Consider the following 16,710-nt stretch of genomic DNA (forward strand, 5'->3'; position numbering starts at 1 on the left):
CCGCCCCTGAGGAAGGTCACGACCACGTCCCCCATTAATGCCCCGACTGCAATCGTGGTCGGCGGCTCCCTCGCAGGCCTCATGACAGCGCTGACGCTCTCCCGCGTCGGTGTTCACGTCACCCTCCTCGAACGCAGCGGCCCCGACCGCAGCAGAGGCGGCGGGATCTTCGTCTCCGACGGGCTCGTGGAGCGCGTCACCGGTTGGGGCCTCGCCCCCGGGACACCGCGGGTACCGACGACTTTGTCCGGTGGCATGCACTCCTGGCACACGATCTTCACCGCTCTCTACGCCGCCGTCCACCACGACCCAGGGGTCACTGTCATCCACCAGGCGCGCGCCATCACAGCCGACCAGGACAACACGTCCTCGTGGGTAGTGACCGACAGCGGGGCCGTGTACCGGGCCGATATCGTCATCGGCGCGGACGGGCACAGAAGCGTCGTGCGCGCCGCGGTCGCCCCCCACCACCGACACGCCGCATTCGCCGGCTACCTCGTGTGGATCGCGACCATCGAAGAACGCAACCTCCCCGACCAGCTTCGTGGACACCGCACCTTCGACCGCAATGCCTTCCTCGGCGACGACACCGCCATGCTCCTCGGCGGCAGCTTCCCCGGCGAAGATGGTGACCGCCGCCGGCGGCACCGGACCGTCGGATGGGCCGTGTACGACAACACCCACAACGACCTCCTCACCCGTGGCGGTCACGTCCGCGATGGCATCGTGCACCACTCCGTGGCCGTAAGCGAAGTCCCGGCCGACCTTGGCCAGTCCCTTGCCCGACTCGGCCGGGGACGCTGGTCCTCGACCTGGACCGACCTCATGCAGGCGAGCCTCGACGCGGGCCGAGTGATCGGGACCCCCATCAGCGAGTACGTCCCCGACGTGCTCTCCCACGGCCGCCTCGCGATCGTGGGCGACGCCGCCCACGTTGCAACTCCCATGACCGGGAGTGGATTCACCGAGGCCCTCCACGACGCCGAGACCCTCGCCGCGGCCATCGTCGCTGACCCCACACTGAACGACGGCTGGTTGGACGCCCCCAGAGCTCTGGACTCTTACGCGCAACAACGACTGATGGCCGCGCGCGACACAGTGCTGTCCGGCCAACACTTCAGCCGCCGATTCCGCGCCGCAGCGTAGCGGCGGTCACGGCGACAAATCCGTGCCGAGCTTGATCGCTGCGTCGCCGAGACGTGTACTGCTTGTGCCTTCTTCGGCTCCTCACCAGTGGGTAGCGTCCGGAACGAGCGCCCAACACGGGTGGGAACAGGAGCATCCGCATGGCCCAGGAGAAAAGCAGAGCGCAGCAGCTAGTGGGGGAGGTCGCACCGAAGCTGGCTGAACTCACGGACGAGGTGCTATTCGGAGATGTCTGGACCCGACCAGGTCTATCGCCCCGCGACCGGAGCCTGATCACGGTCGCTGCGCTGACGACTTCCGGGCGAACCGATCAGCTCCGGTCGCACCTTGAACTCGCTCTGGACAACGGCTTGACCGCGGAGGAACTCGCGGAAGTTGCCACTCACCTTGCGTTCTACGCCGGATGGCCCGCGGGGATGACCGCCGCCACCGTGCTCCAGGACGTCCTCAACGCCCGCTGACCCGATCCGATGACCAAGAGCGGCCCCGCAGGTTCGGGGCCGCTCTCATCACGGCCAGTGGACCGCTACGCGCATTAGCGGGCGTCGTCTCCTAGTGGCAGGGCGTTGTAAGTGTCATCGGCGACGGGTTCGAGCCATTCGTTGCTGACGTCGGGTCCGGGGGTGATGAAGGCGAGGTGGGAGAACCAGGAGTGCGCCTTCGCACCGTGCCAGTGCTTCGTGCCGGCCGGGACGCGGACGGTGGTACCCGGGGTCATGCTGACCGGTTCGGATCCGTCTGCCTGATACCAGCCGGATCCGGCGGTGCACAGCAGGATCTGGTCACCACCACCATCGCCGCCGTGGTGGATGTGCCAGTTGTTGCGACAGCCCGGCTCGAATGAGACGTTGGAGACGGTAAGCGGTCCGTCGGTCAGGGGCGCGACCCAGCTCCGGGCGGTGAAGTACTCGGCGAGAGCCTCATTGGGTTTCCCGAGGGGGAAGGGCTGATCGAACGGTATGTTGGACATACGGTTACTCCTTCAGGTCGTACCTAGCGGGTATGGGTCAGAACCCGCCGGCGGGACGGACCGTGTAGTGCTCCTCCAGGGCGGTGACCTCGTCCGTAGTGAGGTCAATGTCGACCGCCGCGGCCGCGTCGTCGAGGTGGTGGGGCTTGGTGGCGCCGATGATGGGTGCGCTCACGACCGGGTTGTTGAGGACCCATGCCATCGCGATCTGCGCCATCGGCACGTTCCGGGCCTCAGCGATCTTCTGCACGGCGTCGATGACCGGACGGTCGCGTTCGGTGTCGGCGAAGAAGCCGTTCCCGACCGGGTCGTCGGAGGAGCGCTTGGTCTGCTCGCCAGCGGGGCGGGCTACGCGGCCCTTCGCGAGGGGGCTGTAGGGGATGCTGCCGACGCCCTGGTCGGCGAGGAGACCGAACATCTCACGCTCTTCCTCCCGGTACAGCAGGGAGTACTGGTCCTGCATCGACACGAACCGGGTCCAGCCGTGCAGGTCCGCGGCGTGCTGCATGTTGGCGAACTGCCACGTCCACATCGCGGACGCGCCGAGGTAGCGGGCCTTGCCGGCCCTGACGACGTCGTGCAGGGCTTCCATCGTCTCCTCGATCGGGGTCTCCGGGTCGAAGCGGTGGATCTGGTACAGGTCGACGTAGTCGGTGCCGAGCCGCGTCAGAGATGCGTCGATCTGCTGCATGATCGCCTTCCGCGACAGGCCGGCGACGTGCAGGCCCGGCCCGGTGCCGGGCTTGTCGGAGAAGTGCGCCTTGGTGGCGAGGACGATCTCGTCGCGGTTGGTGAACTGTCGGATCGCTTCACCGACGATCCGCTCGGAGTCGCCGTAGGAGTAGACGTTGGCGGTGTCCCAGAAGGTGATGCCGAGGTCGAGTGCCTGCCGGAAGTAGGGCAGCGCGTCGTCCTCGGGGAGGGACCACTGTAGGTGGCCGCTGGCGGGGTCGCCGAAGCTCATGCAGCCGAGCGCGATGCTGCTGACCTGCAGTCCGGAGTTGCCGAGGCGGGTGTACTTCACGGGTGGGTCCTTTCGATGGACGCGTCGATGAGCGGCAGGTCCTGCCGGGCCGTCGAGCGGATGCGGCGAGCGGTGGGCGAGCCCACCGCTGTCACTCGGTCTTGGTGGTCACTGCGGTCGTGGTGTTGCTGGCAGCCCAGCTCGCGAGGACGCGGAGGCGTTCCTCGGACACGGAGGCCGGTTCGGTGACGTAGGTGATGATCGTGATGTCCGGTTCGCTGGCGAGCGTGAGCGCTTCGCCGGTGACTTCGACCTCGCCGACCGTGGGGTTGTGCAGCCTCTTGGTGGAGCTGGTGTGCAAGCGGACGTTGTGCGACGCCCACCAGGTGCGGAACGGGGTGCTGCGGGTGGTCAGCTCGCCGATGAGGTCGGTGAGGGCCCGGTCGAAGGGGGTGCGGCCGGCTTCGATGCGGAACGCGGCGACCATGTCCCGGGCGACGCGTTCCCAGTCGGCGTAGAACTCCTGCGACGAGGGGTCGAGGAAGATGTACCGGGCGATGTTCGCCGGCTCCTTCCCTGTCGGGCGCAGCCCCGGCATGAGGGCGGCGCCGAGCTGGTTCATCGCGATGATGTCGGTGCGGCCGTTCCGGGCGTAGGCGGGCAGGTCGCTCATTCCGTCGAGGAGCCGCTGCGCGCGAACGCTGGCTCGGTACTTGGCGGGGGTGCGCTTCGGGGCGGGACGGGTGAGGGCGTTCTCGGCGTTCGCGGCGCGGGCGAGGTCGAACAGGTGCTGCTCTTCGGACTCGTCGAGCTGGAGGGCGCGGGCGACTGCGTAGAGGACGGACTCGGAGACGCCGGCGAGCTTGCCGCGTTCCATCCGGTTGTAGTACTCGGCGCTGACCCCGGCGAGGATCGCGACCTCTTCCCGGCGCAGCCCCTTCACGCGGCGCCCGGTCGCGGATGCGGTGAGCCCGACGGCCTCGGGAGTGATCCGGGCACGGCGGGTGCGGAGGAAGTCGCTGGCTTCTGTCCCGGTGTCCATGCCGGTCAGCGTAGGCCGGGGCCTCGCGGAGGAGACAGACACTGCCAGTACACCGTACGGCGCTGCCTGGTCCCCGCTCCGGGACCGCTGTTGCATGGGTTCACCGGCAGCGACCGCTGCGGACACGACACCTCGGAAGAAGCCATGACCACGGTGCACACCGATTCCACGCCGATCGTTCCGGTGGAACTGACGCCGGCTGTGAAGCGTGCGGCGCTGATCGCCGCGATGCTCGGCTTCGCGGTCGTCACCCTCGACGCGCAGGTCACCAACGTCGCCCTCCCCGCGATCCGTGGAGCCCTCGGCGGCACCCTGTCGGATCTGCAGTGGATCGTCAGCGGCTACACGCTGATGTTCTCCGCGCTGCTGCTCTTCGGCGGCACCGTCGCCGACCGGATCGGCAGCCGCGCCACCTACGGGTGGGGCATGGTCCTCTTCGTCGCCGCGTCGGTGGCGTGCGGGTTCGCACCGTCCCTGCCGGTGCTCATCATCGCCCGCCTCGTGCAGGGCGTCGGCGCAGCGATGGTCACCCCCACGTCGCTGTCCCTGATCCGGGAAGCGTTCCACGACGCCCGGCAGCGTGCTCACGCGATCGGCATGTGGGCTGTCGGCGGGTCCGTCGCCGCGGCCGCCGGCCCGATCGTCGGGGGCCTGCTCGCCGCGGTCGACTGGCGGATCATCTTCTTCCTCAACATCCCCGTGGGAGTCGCCGCGCTCCTGGCGCTCCGGGTGGTGGCACCGTCCCCTCGCCGCCGCGCCCGGTTCGACGTGCCGGGGCAGGTCACCGCGATCATCGGCCTCGCCGCACTGACGTTCGCGTGCATCGAGGGCGGCGACATCGGCTTCACCCAGCCCCTCGTCCTCGGTGGCTTCACCTTCGCCGTCGTCGCGCTGGCGGCGTTCGTGTGGGTGCAGTCGCGGAGCACCCACCCGATGGTGCCGCTGGCGCTGTTCCGATCCCGCAGCCTCAGCGTCGCGCTCGGTGTCGCGTTCATCTCGATGGCCGGTTTCTACGCGTTGGTGTTCCTGCAGAGCCTCTACTTCCAGCAGTTCCGTGGCGCATCCGCGCTGATGGCCGGGCTGCTGTTCCTGCCGATGACGGGGATCACCGCGATCACGAACTCGCAGGTGTCGAAGATCGCCGCCCGGTTCGGGCACGTCTTCCCCGTCGTCATCGGCCTGATCGGCATGGCCGCCGGCCTGGTCGGACTGGTCCTCCTGCCCGGCGATGCACCCGTGTGGGCTGTCGCCGCGCTGATGGCGGTCGTCGGTGTCGGCGGCGGGTTCACCGTCCCCCCGATCGCGGCGTTGGTGCTCGACGTCGCCCCTGCACACCTCGCCGGCACCGCCAGCGGCGTGCTGAACACGTCCCGCCAGCTCGGTGGTTCACTCGGCGTCGCCGTGTTCGGCTCCATCGTCAACGCCAGCGCCGTGTTCCTCACCGGGTTGCGCGTCGACTACCTCGTCATCGCCGCCCTCGTGGTCATCACCGCGATCGGCGCCGTCTTCGTCCTCCGCCGCACCGACAGCCCGTCGGCGCAGCACTGACTCCGCTTCGAGAAAGGGAACCCCTCATGAGCACGATCCCCACTGTCACCTTGAACACCGGCGCGGCGATGCCGCAGCTCGGCTTCGGCGTCTTCCAGATCCCCGCCGAGGACACCGAGCAGGCCGTCGTCGACGCGATCACGGCTGGCTACCGCCTCATCGACACCGCCGCCTCCTACGGCAACGAGGAAGCAGTCGGCCGCGGCATCGCCGCGAGCGGCGTTGCCCGCGAGGAACTGTTCATCACCACGAAGCTGTGGATCCAGCGGCGCGGCGAGGAAGGCGCCCGCGAGGCGATCACGACGTCGCTGCAGAAGCTCGGCCTGGACTCCGTGGACCTGTTCCTGATCCACCAGCCACTCGGTGACATCTACGGCGAGTGGCGCGCTCTGGAGCAGGCCCACAAGGACGGTCGGGCCAGCGCCATCGGTGTCTCGAACTTCGGCCCGGACCGCATCGTGGACCTCATCGCGTTCGCTGACGTCGTGCCCGCGGTGAACCAGATGGAGACCAACCCCTTCCACCAGCAGGCCGACTACCAGGAACTGCTCCAGGGCGAGGGCGTTCAGCTCGAGGCCTGGGCACCGTTCGCGGAAGGCAAGAACGACCTCTTCTCCAACCCGGTGTTGTCCGAGATCGGTGACGCGCACGGCAAGTCCGTCGCGCAGGTCGTGCTCCGCTGGCTCGTCCAGCGCGGCGTCGTGGTCGTGTCGAAGTCCGTCAAGCCCGAGCGGATGCAGCAGAACCTCGACGTCGTCGACTTCGAGCTCACCGACGAGCAGATGGCGAAGATCGCCGAGCTCGAAGCCGGCGAGTCCCAGTTCTTCTCCCACGTCGACCCCGACATGGTGCGCTGGCTCACCGGTCGCGCCGAGGCGTAAGCCGTCATGACTAGCCAGCAGCCCACCCGCAGGCAGCTCCTGCGGACCGCCGCGGCCGGTGCGATCAGCGCAGCCGCGGCGGGGCTGCTGGCCGCCTGCACCACCCCCGACCGTGAGAGCCGCACCATGATCACACCCAGCACCCCCGCACGAAGTGCCTCCGCCGCGACGCTGCTGGTGTACTTCTCCCGCGCGGGGGAGAACTACTGGAACGGCGGCCGCCGCACCCTCGACGTCGGTAACACCGAGGTCCTCGCGAACTTGATCCGCGACGGCATCGACTGCGACGTGTACCGGATCGAAGCCGCCGAGGCGTACTCGGACCGGTACGATCCCACCGTCTCGCGGAACGTCGACGAGCAGAACAGCGACGCTCGCCCCGCGATCGCAAGGCCCCTCCCCGACCTCAGCCAGTACGGGCGGGTCCTGCTGGGCAGTCCCATCTGGAACGTGCAGCCGCCGATGATCATGGCGACCTTCGCGGAGAACGCCGGCCTCCGCGGCAAGGACGTGTACCCGTTCGTCACCTACGCCGTCAGCGGCCTCGGGAGTACCGCATCGTTCTACCGCGAGCTGAACACCGGAGCCCGGTTCCACGACGGTCTCGCCGTCCGCGGTGAAGAGGTCCGCGACACCTCCGCCGGCTCCGACGTTGACCGATGGCTCCGCGCCGCCGGCTTGGCCTGAAAGGCACCGCCATGACCGACCAGCTCACTGTCCTCGTCGTCGGCGCCACTGGCGGCGTCGGACGCCACGTCGTCCAGACCGCCATCGACGCCGGCCACCGAACCCGCGCTCTCGCACGGAAGAAGCACCGTGCGCAGGGCCTCGCCCAAGGTGCTGAGATCGTCCTCGGCGACCTCACCGACGCATCCACCCTCCGCGACGCCGTCGCCGAGATCGACGCGGTGATCTTCACGCACGGCGACAACAGCAACGCCGAAGCCGTCAACTACGGCGCCGTGTGGAACGTCCTCGACGCCCTCGATGGCCGGCCCGTCCGCATCGCGTTGATGACCACCATCGGAGTCACCGCTCTCCGCGACAGCTCCCAGTGGAAGCGGCGCGGTGAGCGACTCGTCCGCGCCAGCGGCAACGACTACACGATCGTCCGACCCGGCTGGTTCGACTACAACGACGACGACCAACTCCAAATCGCGCCCCGCCAGGGCGACACTCACCAAAGCGGCACGCCTGCAGGCGGTGTCATCGCCCGACACGAGATCGCCCGCGTCCTCGTCGAAAGCCTCACCACCCCCACCGCCCTGCGGAAGACGTTCGAGCTTGTCGCCGACCATGGACCCGAGCAGGACGACCTCGCGCCGGTGTTCGACGCCATCCCGGCCGACCCCGACGACACTCTCGACGGCGCCGGGGACACGGCGAACTTGCCGCTCTCCGCAGAGCCAGCCAACGTTCGTGCAGATCTCGACGGAGCCCGCCGCCACTGACCATCCGAGGCCCGCGGCCCCACCGGCACTCTCAGTGATGCTCCCGCTCTGCGTCACGCCGTCCGGTAGGCCATCCGCTATCGGACGCTCGACAGCCCTGCAGGGGAGCGCCGAGTCTGGCTAGACGCTCCCCTTGGAATCATCAGTTCCCGGCCGGGGTTTCTGCGGTGGCGATGAGTGTTGCGCGGCCGAGAGTGTGGCCCGACATCACGAAGCCGAGGTAGGCGGGAGTGCCGTCGACTGGGACCGCGATGTCCGCGATGTCCAGAGCGTGGACGGTGATGAAGTAGCGGTGCGGGCCGTGTCCGGCGGGCGGAGCGGCTCCGAGGAATCCCGGCACTCGTGCGTCGTTCGGCATCTGGTACGAAGCGCTCGGGAGAGCCGCACTGTCGACGGAACCCGCCCCTTCTGGCAGGTGGTTGGTGTCGGCAGGGATGTTGGCGACTGCCCAGTGCCAGAACCCTGATCCGGTCGGAGCATCAGGGTCGTACATCGTCACCGCATAGCTCTGCGTCCCCGTGGGCGCACCTGACCACGTCAGCTCCGGAGACCTGTCTCGGCCTCCGGGCAGTCCTGCCGAAAGGTGCATCGACGGCAGCTCCTGGCCGTCTCCAACGGACGGGCTAGTGACCGTGAAGGTCGCGGCTTCGGGCAGTCGGGCGAACGGGTCGTTGGTGTGCATGAGGGTCCAATCAGCGAGGCGTGGTGCGTGCGATCGATCACAATACACATAATCGATTATCGACAGGTATGCTCATAGTATGTACTCGTTCCAGCCACCCGTGACGTCTCGCTCGCAGCAGGTGTATGCCGCGCTCCGGACCGGCATCCTCCAGGGGAACTACCGGCCGACGCAGCCGCTGCGTCCCGCGGAGCTGGCGGCGTCGTTCACCGTGAGCCTCGCGGTCGTACGGGAAGCGCTTCTGCGTCTCGTCGGTGAAGGTCTGGTCGATCGGCTCCCGAACCGGGGCTTTACCGTTCCTGCTGCGAACGCGCAGCGGTGGCGGGATGTCGTCGAGTCCCGGCTCGTCCTCGAGCCTCAGGCGCTGCGGCTCGCGATCGAGCGAGGCGACCTCCGATGGGAAGCAAGTGTGCGCGCGAGCCACCATGCACTGTCGCGGACCCCAGTCATGGACGAGGTGACAGGCCGAGTGTCAGACGCCTGGGCTGATGCGCATCACGGCTTCCACGCGACGCTGCTGTCCGGATGCGGCAATACGATCCTGCTCGAGACGTTCGAGCGACTATGGGACTCGAGCGAAGTGATCCGTCGATGGTCAGGCGAGGTGGAGCCAGGACGCAACGGTGCGCAGGAGCACCTCGACCTCGAACAGGCATGCCTCGAGCGGAACGCCGATCGAGCGGCATCACTCCTCACCAACCACCTGACACGCACCGCGACCGCGCTGTTCCAAGACCCCTGACCAAATCCGTCCGGAAGTCGATCGGCTATCGAGACGCCCGATCCCGACGAAGCGGACTCGATCCGGACAAGCTGACCCCCGGCTGCGGCGGAAGCGGTCGGTGCTTCTGCGCCTGGAACCGGAGCTGCCTCCGGCGGTGTGTTCCTGCCGGATACTGATGTCCCGTCCGACGTTGTCCACGAACGAGTGGCGCGCTCTGACGAGGTGCGCCGTTCTGCAGGACTCTGAGGCGCGGGTGGCGCTGTCGACGGGACCTGCAGCACCACCCGCGCTGAGTTCACGTGCGTGTGAACCCGACGCTCAGGAGCAAGCTCAAACCGGACTGGCAGCAGCACAGTTCACGGTCGATTTGCGTGGAAGACACGTGCGCAGATCGTTCGCCGAACTGAAGGCCGAGTCGAAAAAGTATGGGCCGGAAGCCGCATCTTCCAACGTCGCCTGGTCCTGGCCCTGCGTCGACGTGTGCAACCCCTGGTGCCCTCGCACAAGCTGGCATCGGAAGCGCCACCAGCTGGAAAAGCACAGCAGTCTCTCCGGCATGGCAGCACTGTAGCGGACTCGCACTTACGCCGTAAACTGGCGCCCCGACGCTGAAGGAGGCGCCATGAGCGAGTCACAGTACGAGACCGAGAAGTCCGTCGACCCGGCGCGTATCCAGACGTACGCCGGGCTGAGGCTGCGATTCAAACGCGGTGAGCAGTTACGAACAGAAGAGAGCCGCCTGCCAGACCTATTCGAGCTGACATCTCGACGAGGCCGCCCACCGGAAGCTAGTCGTCGTCCTACTGCCTCCCAACCAGCTTCGAGTGAGAGTGACCCAAGTGATTAGATCTTCCGGAGAAGCTGAGCGGATGTTCCAAGAGACCGTCCGCATCGAGGTTGCCGTCCTCCCTCGGCTGCTGTTGCTCCATGTGCCGGAACAAAAGCGGCGGTTCTTCCCACTCGCGTTTTGACGTGCGCAACGGAAGGAGCGTTGCACCAACATCGGCGCGGAGCTCGCTGGCGAAGCCACCCCTGATCACGAGCCCGATGAGTCGCTGGATCGCCAGAAGGGAGGCGCAGCGTTCGACAGGGAGAGCAGAGAAGCACCGCGGCGATCAGACCCGGTGTGGGGGTGGTGCTGAACGGTGACGCAGGCTTCACTCGGGAGTGGCAGTCATCCGGCAGGACAGGGAGACCAGGACTGATGCGTTCGATCGTGTACACCAGCACGCAGACCCGTCCGATCACGGACACCGAGCTCGCGCAGATCCTCGCGGTCGGCAGGGAGAAGAACACGGAACTCGGGGTGACGGGGATTCTCGCGCATAAGGGCGACAACTGTCTCGGGATCCTCGAGGGTGATGACGAGATCGTGCGTGCCCGGTTCGAGCAGGTCCGGATCGATCCCCGCCACACGAGCGTCCGGGTCCTGCTCGACGAGTCGATCCAGCAGCGAGCGTTCCCGGATTGGTCGATGGCGTTCCAACCACTCGATCCGCTGATGCGACATGTGCCGGGCTTCAGCGACCTATTCACTCCAGGCCAGCCCGCTGACCCGATGTTCGCGCTCACACGCGCTCGTGGGTTGCTGGAGTGGTTCCGGAAGCATCCACTGGCACCGCTGACCACCCAGAGCGCGGCCGACGAAGAAGCGCCACGGACACGGGTGGTGAACGGTGCCATCACCACACTGCACGACGGCGGCGTGACCCGGTTCACGCTCGAAGCTGCTGCAGCGTGTGCGGCGCTGCCGGTGGCGGTGGTGCAGCAGTTCTTCCCCACCGCTCGGGCGCTGCTCGCGGCGACCGTCGAGCGATGGACGCAGGCGATCTCCGCACCGTTGGTGCCGCTCATGGCCGAGAAGGGCACGGTTGCGTACCTGCACGCCCTGATGGCGGCGCATGCTGAGGAACCGGCATTGATGGAGCTGCTGGCATACAGTCTCGCGTCGGCAGCGGACTCGACGGTCGACGGGGCGGACTACTACCGGTCTGCGTACCGGCGGTTCCGAGAAGCCATCCGCGAGGGGCTCATCGCTGACGTGCGTGACGGGCGGGAGCCGGCGACGATGGACCCGGTCCGTGGCGCCAAGCAGCTCCTCGCCCTCTACGACGGCCTCCGCCTCCAGGCACTCCTGACTGCGGACACGGACGTGGTCACGGAGTTCGACCGCGCTGCCACTCGGATGCGGCGCGGGTGGTCGGAGCAGTACGAGCAGCCGAAGTACTGGGACATCCCCGTCGCCGGCGTCCGGTAGGGATTCGGCTATCGAGACGTCGCGCCGGTACGATCCGGGGACGACGGGCAGGGGTGTGGGCGATGTGGGAGTGGATCAACGAGTACGGCTCGGCGATCGGTGCGGTAACGGGGGTGGTGGCTGCGATCGTGGCGATCGTGGCGTTGGTCTCCGCAGCGTCGGACAGTAAGGCGCGGTCGCAGCCGATGGTGACAGCGGAGTTCCGGCCGGCACCAGACAGTGACTCGTCGATCGAGTTCGTGGTCTCCAACCTCGGTGCGACGCCGGCGCGGGACGTTCGGGTCGAGTTCACGCCACCGATCATCCTGCCCGCCGAGGCCAGCGGGCTGGTCGCCCCGTATCTGGTTCAGCGGTATCAGCGGGCGATCCCGGTCCTCAATCCGGGGCAGCTGCTGTCGAACACCTGGTGGGCTGGCCGCGCCGGTGCAGGCACTGACCTGACGAATGAGGAGCCCACCCCGGACGAGGTTCGGGTCGACGTGTCCTACAAGGGGCTTGGGTTGTCCCGCATTCGTGACTCCTTCGACCTCACCATCGAGACGGTCACGCTGACGACCTACAGCGTCAGCTCCACGTCGACCAAGGGCCGGATGAAGACGATCGACGAGAGTTTGCGGAAAATCCGGGACCACCTCGGAACGATCGCGAAGAAGGTCGGCTGACCGTACAGGTCAGCTAACGAGATCCCGGCGCGCCGACCGGCCGGTACATGACCGCATCGAGGTATGACCGAGCAGGATCAGCAGCAGCCCCGGCGCAGCTCCCTGACTCGCTCACCGTCGACGCGGCCGCAGTTGCAACCACGCCTGGCCTCACCCGACGACGATCAACAGGTGGGCTAAAACCGGCACGATGCCGGCCTATCGAGTCGGGCGATCGTGGATCGTCTTCCGGGTAGAATTCGACGCCTGGCTCGCGAGCGCCAGCACTGACAACAGCGGTAGCCGTCGAAGCCGCCCGCAGCACCCTCGTCATCGGTACCACCTGACCCGACACAGACCGCAGCGAGAAGGACGGCACAAAGCGAAGCTGCCTACAGGATGCCGGCCTGATGTCTCGCTGGCTCGCGCTTCGGCGTAGAGCGTCCGCTTGACGATCGGCTATCGAGACACTCGTGTGGTTCCTTCTCACACCCGCGAGAGGTGCTTCATGGACCACCGCGCAGCGCCGGCTAGGACGATGCGCTCAGGGTGTAGCTGGCGCTGGTCACCGCCGCTTGCACTGCGGCCACGGTGTCCGCGGGGGAGTGTGACGTCGTGTCGATCGCGTGGCTCTCCCACTCGCCCAGGTTCGAGAACTGATCCCACAGCGACACGACAGGGCCCGAGCTGACCAAGGCGTCCTGTCCGCCCCTGCTTTGTGCGCGCCGGAGCGTTTCTTCGCGCGATGGCCGCAGCACGATGTACTGCATCGCGGGCGCAGTGCCGAGGTCGCGCGGATTCCGGAAGTGGTCAAGCATCCAGGGGCCGATGATGCCGTCGACGAAGGTGACGTACCCGCCAGCCGCGTACGCGAACGCCGCACTCCGAAGTACCTCCATGACGGTCTCGTTCTGGCCGTGAGATTCAGGTAGGTATGGCGGGATAGCGCCCGAGACGATGTAGTGCCAGAAGTCATCTGAGTGCAAATGAACCGAGCGCTCGAACGACGCGGCAAGCGAGCGCGCTGTCGTTGACTTGCCTGCGCCGGGCGGGCCGGTGAGGATCACGACGGTGCCGGGTGCCATGCGTCGACGGTAGGGCCAGCACCGCGGCGACGCAATGGGAACAGCACCGCATGAACTGAGGTCTGCTCCCGCCTCCTGCCATCCGGACTCCGATCGGCTAACGAGACGCAAAAGAGCACTCGTTCCGTCGGCTGTTCCAGTTAGCCTCACCGCATGAAGCGCCCCGTGCAGAAGCCTGACGGCTACGAGCGCTGCGGGTCGTGTGGCGCACTGGTTCGGGTCGTCATCGTCGATGGGGTCGCCCGGGGGTTCGAGCGGCACAAGGTGCCGTCGAGTCATCTCCGGTGCGAGAACGGCACGCAGCCCGTTGCGAAGCCGAAGAAGAAACCGCGACGGTCACACAAGGGGAAGTCTGTCCGAGCTTTGGGTGGCGGGCTGCCGGGACTCGGCAAACACAACTAGGAACCTGAGCAGGGGAGAGTGACATGGTCGCGGAGAGCGATGTGCGCGAGATGGCTGCGCGGGCGCGCCTGGTGCTGTCAGAAGAAGAGTTCGCCGACATCGTCCGGTTGGTGAACGAGACAGGCAACCTCGCACCTGAGTTGGCGGTCGTCGAGCGGTTCAAGTCGGGATCGCTGACCCCCGGGATGCTGACGTTCTTCCTACCGAGGATGTGGCGTTATCGGCTCGGTCATTCCCCCGTTCCGATCGAGGTGTGGCGAGCGATGTTCGATTGCGCCGAGTACACCGAGGACATGGTCGTGCAGCGACGACGTCGGGGAACGCGCGTGGCGTACCGGGGCGCGACGGAGGCGAACCGAGAGGGCTTGTCGTGGACCCTCGACGTCGAGCAAGCTCGTTACTTCGCCCGTGACCGCCAGGCCCCAGGAGACCACTCGGGAACCGTGTGGGTCGCCCGTATCCCGAGCGATCGCGTGTACGCGCGGTACATGGACGGGTTCGAGAAGGAGCTCACCGCCGACGTGCGCGGCTTGAACGTCCGTTCGCTCGAGGAGTGGCGGTCCGACGAGATTCCGCTGTGGCGTCGACTGAGCGGCCTGACGCGAGTCTGACGTGGGCCGCTGCGCGGCTGCGCCCTGTCTTCGCTGCGCTACGCAGGCCATCGGAGGGGTCGTGGTCACGTAGTCGACGTCATCTGCTGCCGCTCGAGGTGGCTGGGTTTCGGCCGGGTGGCACGTCGGCCCGCGGGTACGCTCACGCCTCGTGGACGACGAGCTCGAGGCGCTGCGATGGCTCACCGTCGATGAGCTCGCGGCCGCGCGCCGGCGTGCGATCAAGGAGCTGAATCTGCTCGACCGCTCCGCGGCTGGCTACTCGGTGACCGAGGCTGCGCTGCAGCGCACCCTGAGCCTGGTCGGTCAGGTGCAGGACGACCGCCGCCGGCGGCCGTGACCGGTGCCGCCTACTCGTCGACGAGGACGTGCAGGCTGATCCACCCGTCGGGGATGCTCTCTCGGTAGGCGGTCATCGCGGCGGGGTAGTTCGTCCCGGTCGCCTCGAGCGGGCGGACGTCCCTCGACCGCGCCACGGCGCGGATCGTGATGTCACCCGACGCCTTCGCGGTCAGGGTGTTCGCCTGCACCAGTTCGTGCGTGGTGAGATCCAGGCCGGCGACGGCGCGCTCCCGCGCCGTGCTCTGGTCGTCAGCGTGGCCGTCGGCGGTGATGGTGGCTCTCGAGCGGATGAGGCCGCGCACGGTGGTCATGTCCCCATCTTCGCGTCGAGCTCCGACACCTGCAGGTGTCGGCGGTGGCCGCGATCATCGGCGTCATGCCCGAACACCGGTGGAGTCCGCCCATCCACCCAGATCCCCCCGAGGACCAGCCGCTCGGTATCGACGCGCCGCCGGCGCCGGACCGGGTGTCGGGATACCCGGCGGTGTGGGTGCAGGTGGAGTTCACCCGGTCGGGCCCGCAGACGTGTCCCGGGTTCGTCGAGCAGGCCGACGGCGACGTGGTCTACGTGCAGCTCGTGCACATGGGTTTCGTTCACCACGTCTGGGTCCCCATGGACAGACTCAAGAAGCGGTCTCTTCGGCCGCAGGGGCGCCGCTGATGGCTCGGCGCCGGCGGGACCGCTGGCTGCCCGACGAGGCCGTGTCACTGCCCAGAGAGGCCCGTGGCGAGCTCGTCGCCGACGTCGTGCCGCCGGCGCCCGTGCGGGCGTGGATCCGCACCTACGACGGTCGGGATCATCGCGTCGACGCGGCGGCGATCGCCGCGAGCTCCGACGCGGTCCTGATCGAGTGGGGGAGTGGCCAGGCCGCTACCGCGGCATGGGTGTGGCGGGCCGCTGTGAAGCACCGCACGGAGATCCCAGCCACCCCATAGCGGCCGCCGTTGTTGGCGTCGGAGGGTGCGCGTACCGTGGCCCACGCCTGGACCTGTTCCCCCCAACGGTTCCAGGCGCCGCGGCTCGAGCAGCCCCCCAAAATCAGCTCGAGCTGCAGTCGGCCCCGGTTCTGTTCCCCCCAACAGGCCGGGGCCGCTTCACGCTCCGGCCTCGCACGCCGGCGAGCTGCTCGAGCTGGATCCTGATCGGACCGCCGCCGGCGGGCTGTCCTGATCTCAGCGGACCGCCTACGGCGGACTGCATTGACTGATCTGAGCCGGCAAGCTGGCGCTGCGCTTTGAACCCTGCGGGTTCGTTGTTTGCCCGTGAAGCCTGCGGCGATTGTACGGTCGGCGGCCACAGCGCAAGCGGCAAGCCGCCGGCTCCCCCGAGAACTTCCGGCCGCGGTCGCAAGCTTCCTTATTTCGGCCGGAACTTCTCTCCTCCACCGCCCTCCGGGTTGACGCTGCGCCCTTCTCCCTGATCGGCACTACGTGCCTTCACGGGCAAACAACGAGAGGGAAGGAAGAACACATGAAGTTGATGGGTATCCGAGCGACCGCGGATGGTCGCGCCGACGGCGTCGTGGTGAACGTGGGGACCTCCGTCCTCGCGGGCCTGCAAGCGCAGATCGGGTGCGGTGTGGTGGACGTGGTTCGCCTCCCGAACGGGATCGAGGCATGGGTCGATGACAACGGCGCGTACACCGCCGAGGTCAACCCGACTGCGACCGTCGCAGCGGTCGTGCTCGGTCGATCCCGAACCGCGGACCCGCTCTACGGCCCGGTGCTGTTCCTCAGCGCCGACCGTGCCGGTGACGTTCGGTCACTGTCACCGGATCAGTACAAGGCGGTCACGGCCGCGTTCGAGCAGGCGCATGCCGCGCTCGACCGGGCGGAAGCACTGTCCGCCGCGCTCCACCAGTAAGACACCGCAGCACCCATAGAAAAGACCGGGTGCGGAGTTCCCGACAACCGTTAATTGCCAGGACCCGCACCCGGTCACTACCGGAAAGCGTAGCAAAACA

The 16,710-nt window shown here is 67.6% G+C and carries 20 protein-coding genes; 14 read left to right on the forward strand and 6 right to left on the reverse strand.

All coding sequences use genetic code 11. The features are described 5' to 3' along the window. Nucleotides 1-54 precede the first annotated feature (54 nt). Both ACY3FI_RS16910 and ACY3FI_RS16915 read left to right on the forward strand, forming a co-directional pair. Complete coding sequence (locus ACY3FI_RS16910) at nucleotides 55-1,146, forward strand: FAD-dependent monooxygenase (protein ID WP_462550450.1); 1,092 nt, start codon at nucleotides 55-57, stop codon at nucleotides 1,144-1,146. 140 nt (nucleotides 1,147-1,286) lie between these two features. Next, the gene (locus ACY3FI_RS16915) at nucleotides 1,287-1,607 is read left to right on the forward strand and encodes a carboxymuconolactone decarboxylase family protein (RefSeq protein ID WP_462550451.1); all 321 of its coding nucleotides are present in this window, start codon (nucleotides 1,287-1,289) and stop codon (nucleotides 1,605-1,607) included. Nucleotides 1,608-1,681: 74 nt separating this feature from the next. Here ACY3FI_RS16915 and ACY3FI_RS16920 read toward each other — a convergent pair whose 3' ends face one another. From ACY3FI_RS16920 to ACY3FI_RS16930, 3 genes are all read right to left on the reverse strand, one after another. Then, entirely contained in the window at nucleotides 1,682-2,116 is a 435-nt protein-coding gene (locus ACY3FI_RS16920; protein ID WP_462550452.1) for a cupin domain-containing protein, read from the reverse strand. 37 nt (nucleotides 2,117-2,153) lie between these two features. Next, the gene (locus ACY3FI_RS16925) at nucleotides 2,154-3,140 is read right to left on the reverse strand and encodes an aldo/keto reductase (protein ID WP_462550453.1); all 987 of its coding nucleotides are present in this window, start codon (nucleotides 3,138-3,140) and stop codon (nucleotides 2,154-2,156) included. Between the two features lie 91 nt (nucleotides 3,141-3,231). Continuing rightward, complete coding sequence (locus ACY3FI_RS16930; RefSeq protein WP_462550454.1) at nucleotides 3,232-4,122, reverse strand: helix-turn-helix domain-containing protein; 891 nt, start codon at nucleotides 4,120-4,122, stop codon at nucleotides 3,232-3,234. Between the two features lie 144 nt (nucleotides 4,123-4,266). On the opposite strand from ACY3FI_RS16930, the gene ACY3FI_RS16935 reads away from it, so the two are divergent. From ACY3FI_RS16935 to ACY3FI_RS16950, 4 genes are read left to right on the forward strand one after another with little or no spacing between them, the layout of a single operon-like run. Beyond that, nucleotides 4,267-5,670 carry an MFS transporter gene (locus ACY3FI_RS16935; protein WP_462550455.1) on the forward strand — a complete coding sequence of 468 codons (1,404 nt, stop codon included), beginning with the start codon at nucleotides 4,267-4,269 and terminating at the stop codon, nucleotides 5,668-5,670. 35 nt (nucleotides 5,671-5,705) lie between these two features. Beyond that, the gene (locus ACY3FI_RS16940; RefSeq protein ID WP_462550469.1) at nucleotides 5,706-6,551 is read left to right on the forward strand and encodes an aldo/keto reductase; all 846 of its coding nucleotides are present in this window, start codon (nucleotides 5,706-5,708) and stop codon (nucleotides 6,549-6,551) included. Nucleotides 6,552-6,557: 6 nt separating this feature from the next. After that, nucleotides 6,558-7,238 (forward strand): flavodoxin, encoded by a 681-nt coding sequence (locus ACY3FI_RS16945; RefSeq protein WP_462550456.1) that lies wholly within the window; start codon nucleotides 6,558-6,560, stop codon nucleotides 7,236-7,238. A gap of 11 nt (nucleotides 7,239-7,249) precedes the next feature. Then, a complete protein-coding gene (locus ACY3FI_RS16950; RefSeq protein WP_462550457.1) occupies nucleotides 7,250-8,002 on the forward strand; it encodes an SDR family oxidoreductase in 753 nt (250 codons plus the stop codon). Between the two features lie 142 nt (nucleotides 8,003-8,144). Here ACY3FI_RS16950 and ACY3FI_RS16955 read toward each other — a convergent pair whose 3' ends face one another. Then, nucleotides 8,145-8,684 (reverse strand): YbhB/YbcL family Raf kinase inhibitor-like protein, encoded by a 540-nt coding sequence (locus tag ACY3FI_RS16955; protein WP_462550458.1) that lies wholly within the window; start codon nucleotides 8,682-8,684, stop codon nucleotides 8,145-8,147. A gap of 79 nt (nucleotides 8,685-8,763) precedes the next feature. Between ACY3FI_RS16955 and ACY3FI_RS16960 the strand changes: the two genes are divergently transcribed. The 4 genes from ACY3FI_RS16960 (at nucleotide 8,764) to ACY3FI_RS16975 (ending at nucleotide 12,745) form a co-directional block, all read left to right on the forward strand. Beyond that, nucleotides 8,764-9,426, forward strand: a complete 663-nt coding sequence (locus ACY3FI_RS16960; RefSeq protein WP_462550459.1) for a GntR family transcriptional regulator — start codon at nucleotides 8,764-8,766, stop codon at nucleotides 9,424-9,426. A 1,186-nt stretch (nucleotides 9,427-10,612) separates the two neighbouring features. Then, nucleotides 10,613-11,665, forward strand: coding sequence for a BLUF domain-containing protein (locus ACY3FI_RS16965; RefSeq protein ID WP_462550460.1), 1,053 nt, complete (start codon nucleotides 10,613-10,615; stop codon nucleotides 11,663-11,665). A 62-nt stretch (nucleotides 11,666-11,727) separates the two neighbouring features. Next, nucleotides 11,728-12,327, forward strand: coding sequence for a DUF8453 domain-containing protein (locus ACY3FI_RS16970; protein ID WP_462550461.1), 600 nt, complete (start codon nucleotides 11,728-11,730; stop codon nucleotides 12,325-12,327). A 163-nt stretch (nucleotides 12,328-12,490) separates the two neighbouring features. Further along, nucleotides 12,491-12,745: a helix-turn-helix domain-containing protein gene (locus tag ACY3FI_RS16975; protein WP_462550470.1), complete on the forward strand. Its 255-nt coding sequence runs from the start codon at nucleotides 12,491-12,493 to the stop codon at nucleotides 12,743-12,745. 91 nt (nucleotides 12,746-12,836) lie between these two features. Here ACY3FI_RS16975 and ACY3FI_RS16980 read toward each other — a convergent pair whose 3' ends face one another. Beyond that, nucleotides 12,837-13,391, reverse strand: coding sequence for an AAA family ATPase (locus ACY3FI_RS16980; protein WP_462550462.1), 555 nt, complete (start codon nucleotides 13,389-13,391; stop codon nucleotides 12,837-12,839). Between the two features lie 425 nt (nucleotides 13,392-13,816). On the opposite strand from ACY3FI_RS16980, the gene ACY3FI_RS16985 reads away from it, so the two are divergent. Both ACY3FI_RS16985 and ACY3FI_RS16990 read left to right on the forward strand, forming a co-directional pair. Next, nucleotides 13,817-14,404 (forward strand): hypothetical protein, encoded by a 588-nt coding sequence (locus ACY3FI_RS16985; RefSeq protein ID WP_462550464.1) that lies wholly within the window; start codon nucleotides 13,817-13,819, stop codon nucleotides 14,402-14,404. 151 nt (nucleotides 14,405-14,555) lie between these two features. Beyond that, nucleotides 14,556-14,744: a hypothetical protein gene (locus tag ACY3FI_RS16990; RefSeq protein ID WP_462550465.1), complete on the forward strand. Its 189-nt coding sequence runs from the start codon at nucleotides 14,556-14,558 to the stop codon at nucleotides 14,742-14,744. 10 nt (nucleotides 14,745-14,754) lie between these two features. Here the strand turns inward: ACY3FI_RS16990 and ACY3FI_RS16995 are convergent, their stop codons facing one another. Then, complete coding sequence (locus ACY3FI_RS16995; protein ID WP_462550466.1) at nucleotides 14,755-15,057, reverse strand: hypothetical protein; 303 nt, start codon at nucleotides 15,055-15,057, stop codon at nucleotides 14,755-14,757. Nucleotides 15,058-15,101: 44 nt separating this feature from the next. Here ACY3FI_RS16995 and ACY3FI_RS17000 point away from each other — a divergent pair, with 44 nt between their 5' ends. Both ACY3FI_RS17000 and ACY3FI_RS17005 read left to right on the forward strand, forming a co-directional pair. Then, nucleotides 15,102-15,407 carry a hypothetical protein gene (locus tag ACY3FI_RS17000; RefSeq protein WP_139200631.1) on the forward strand — a complete coding sequence of 102 codons (306 nt, stop codon included), beginning with the start codon at nucleotides 15,102-15,104 and terminating at the stop codon, nucleotides 15,405-15,407. Nucleotides 15,408-16,217: 810 nt separating this feature from the next. Continuing rightward, nucleotides 16,218-16,610 carry a DUF3846 domain-containing protein gene (locus tag ACY3FI_RS17005; protein WP_462550467.1) on the forward strand — a complete coding sequence of 131 codons (393 nt, stop codon included), beginning with the start codon at nucleotides 16,218-16,220 and terminating at the stop codon, nucleotides 16,608-16,610. Nucleotides 16,611-16,710 lie beyond the last annotated feature (100 nt).

Source organism: Curtobacterium sp. RM9, assembly GCF_054956955.1.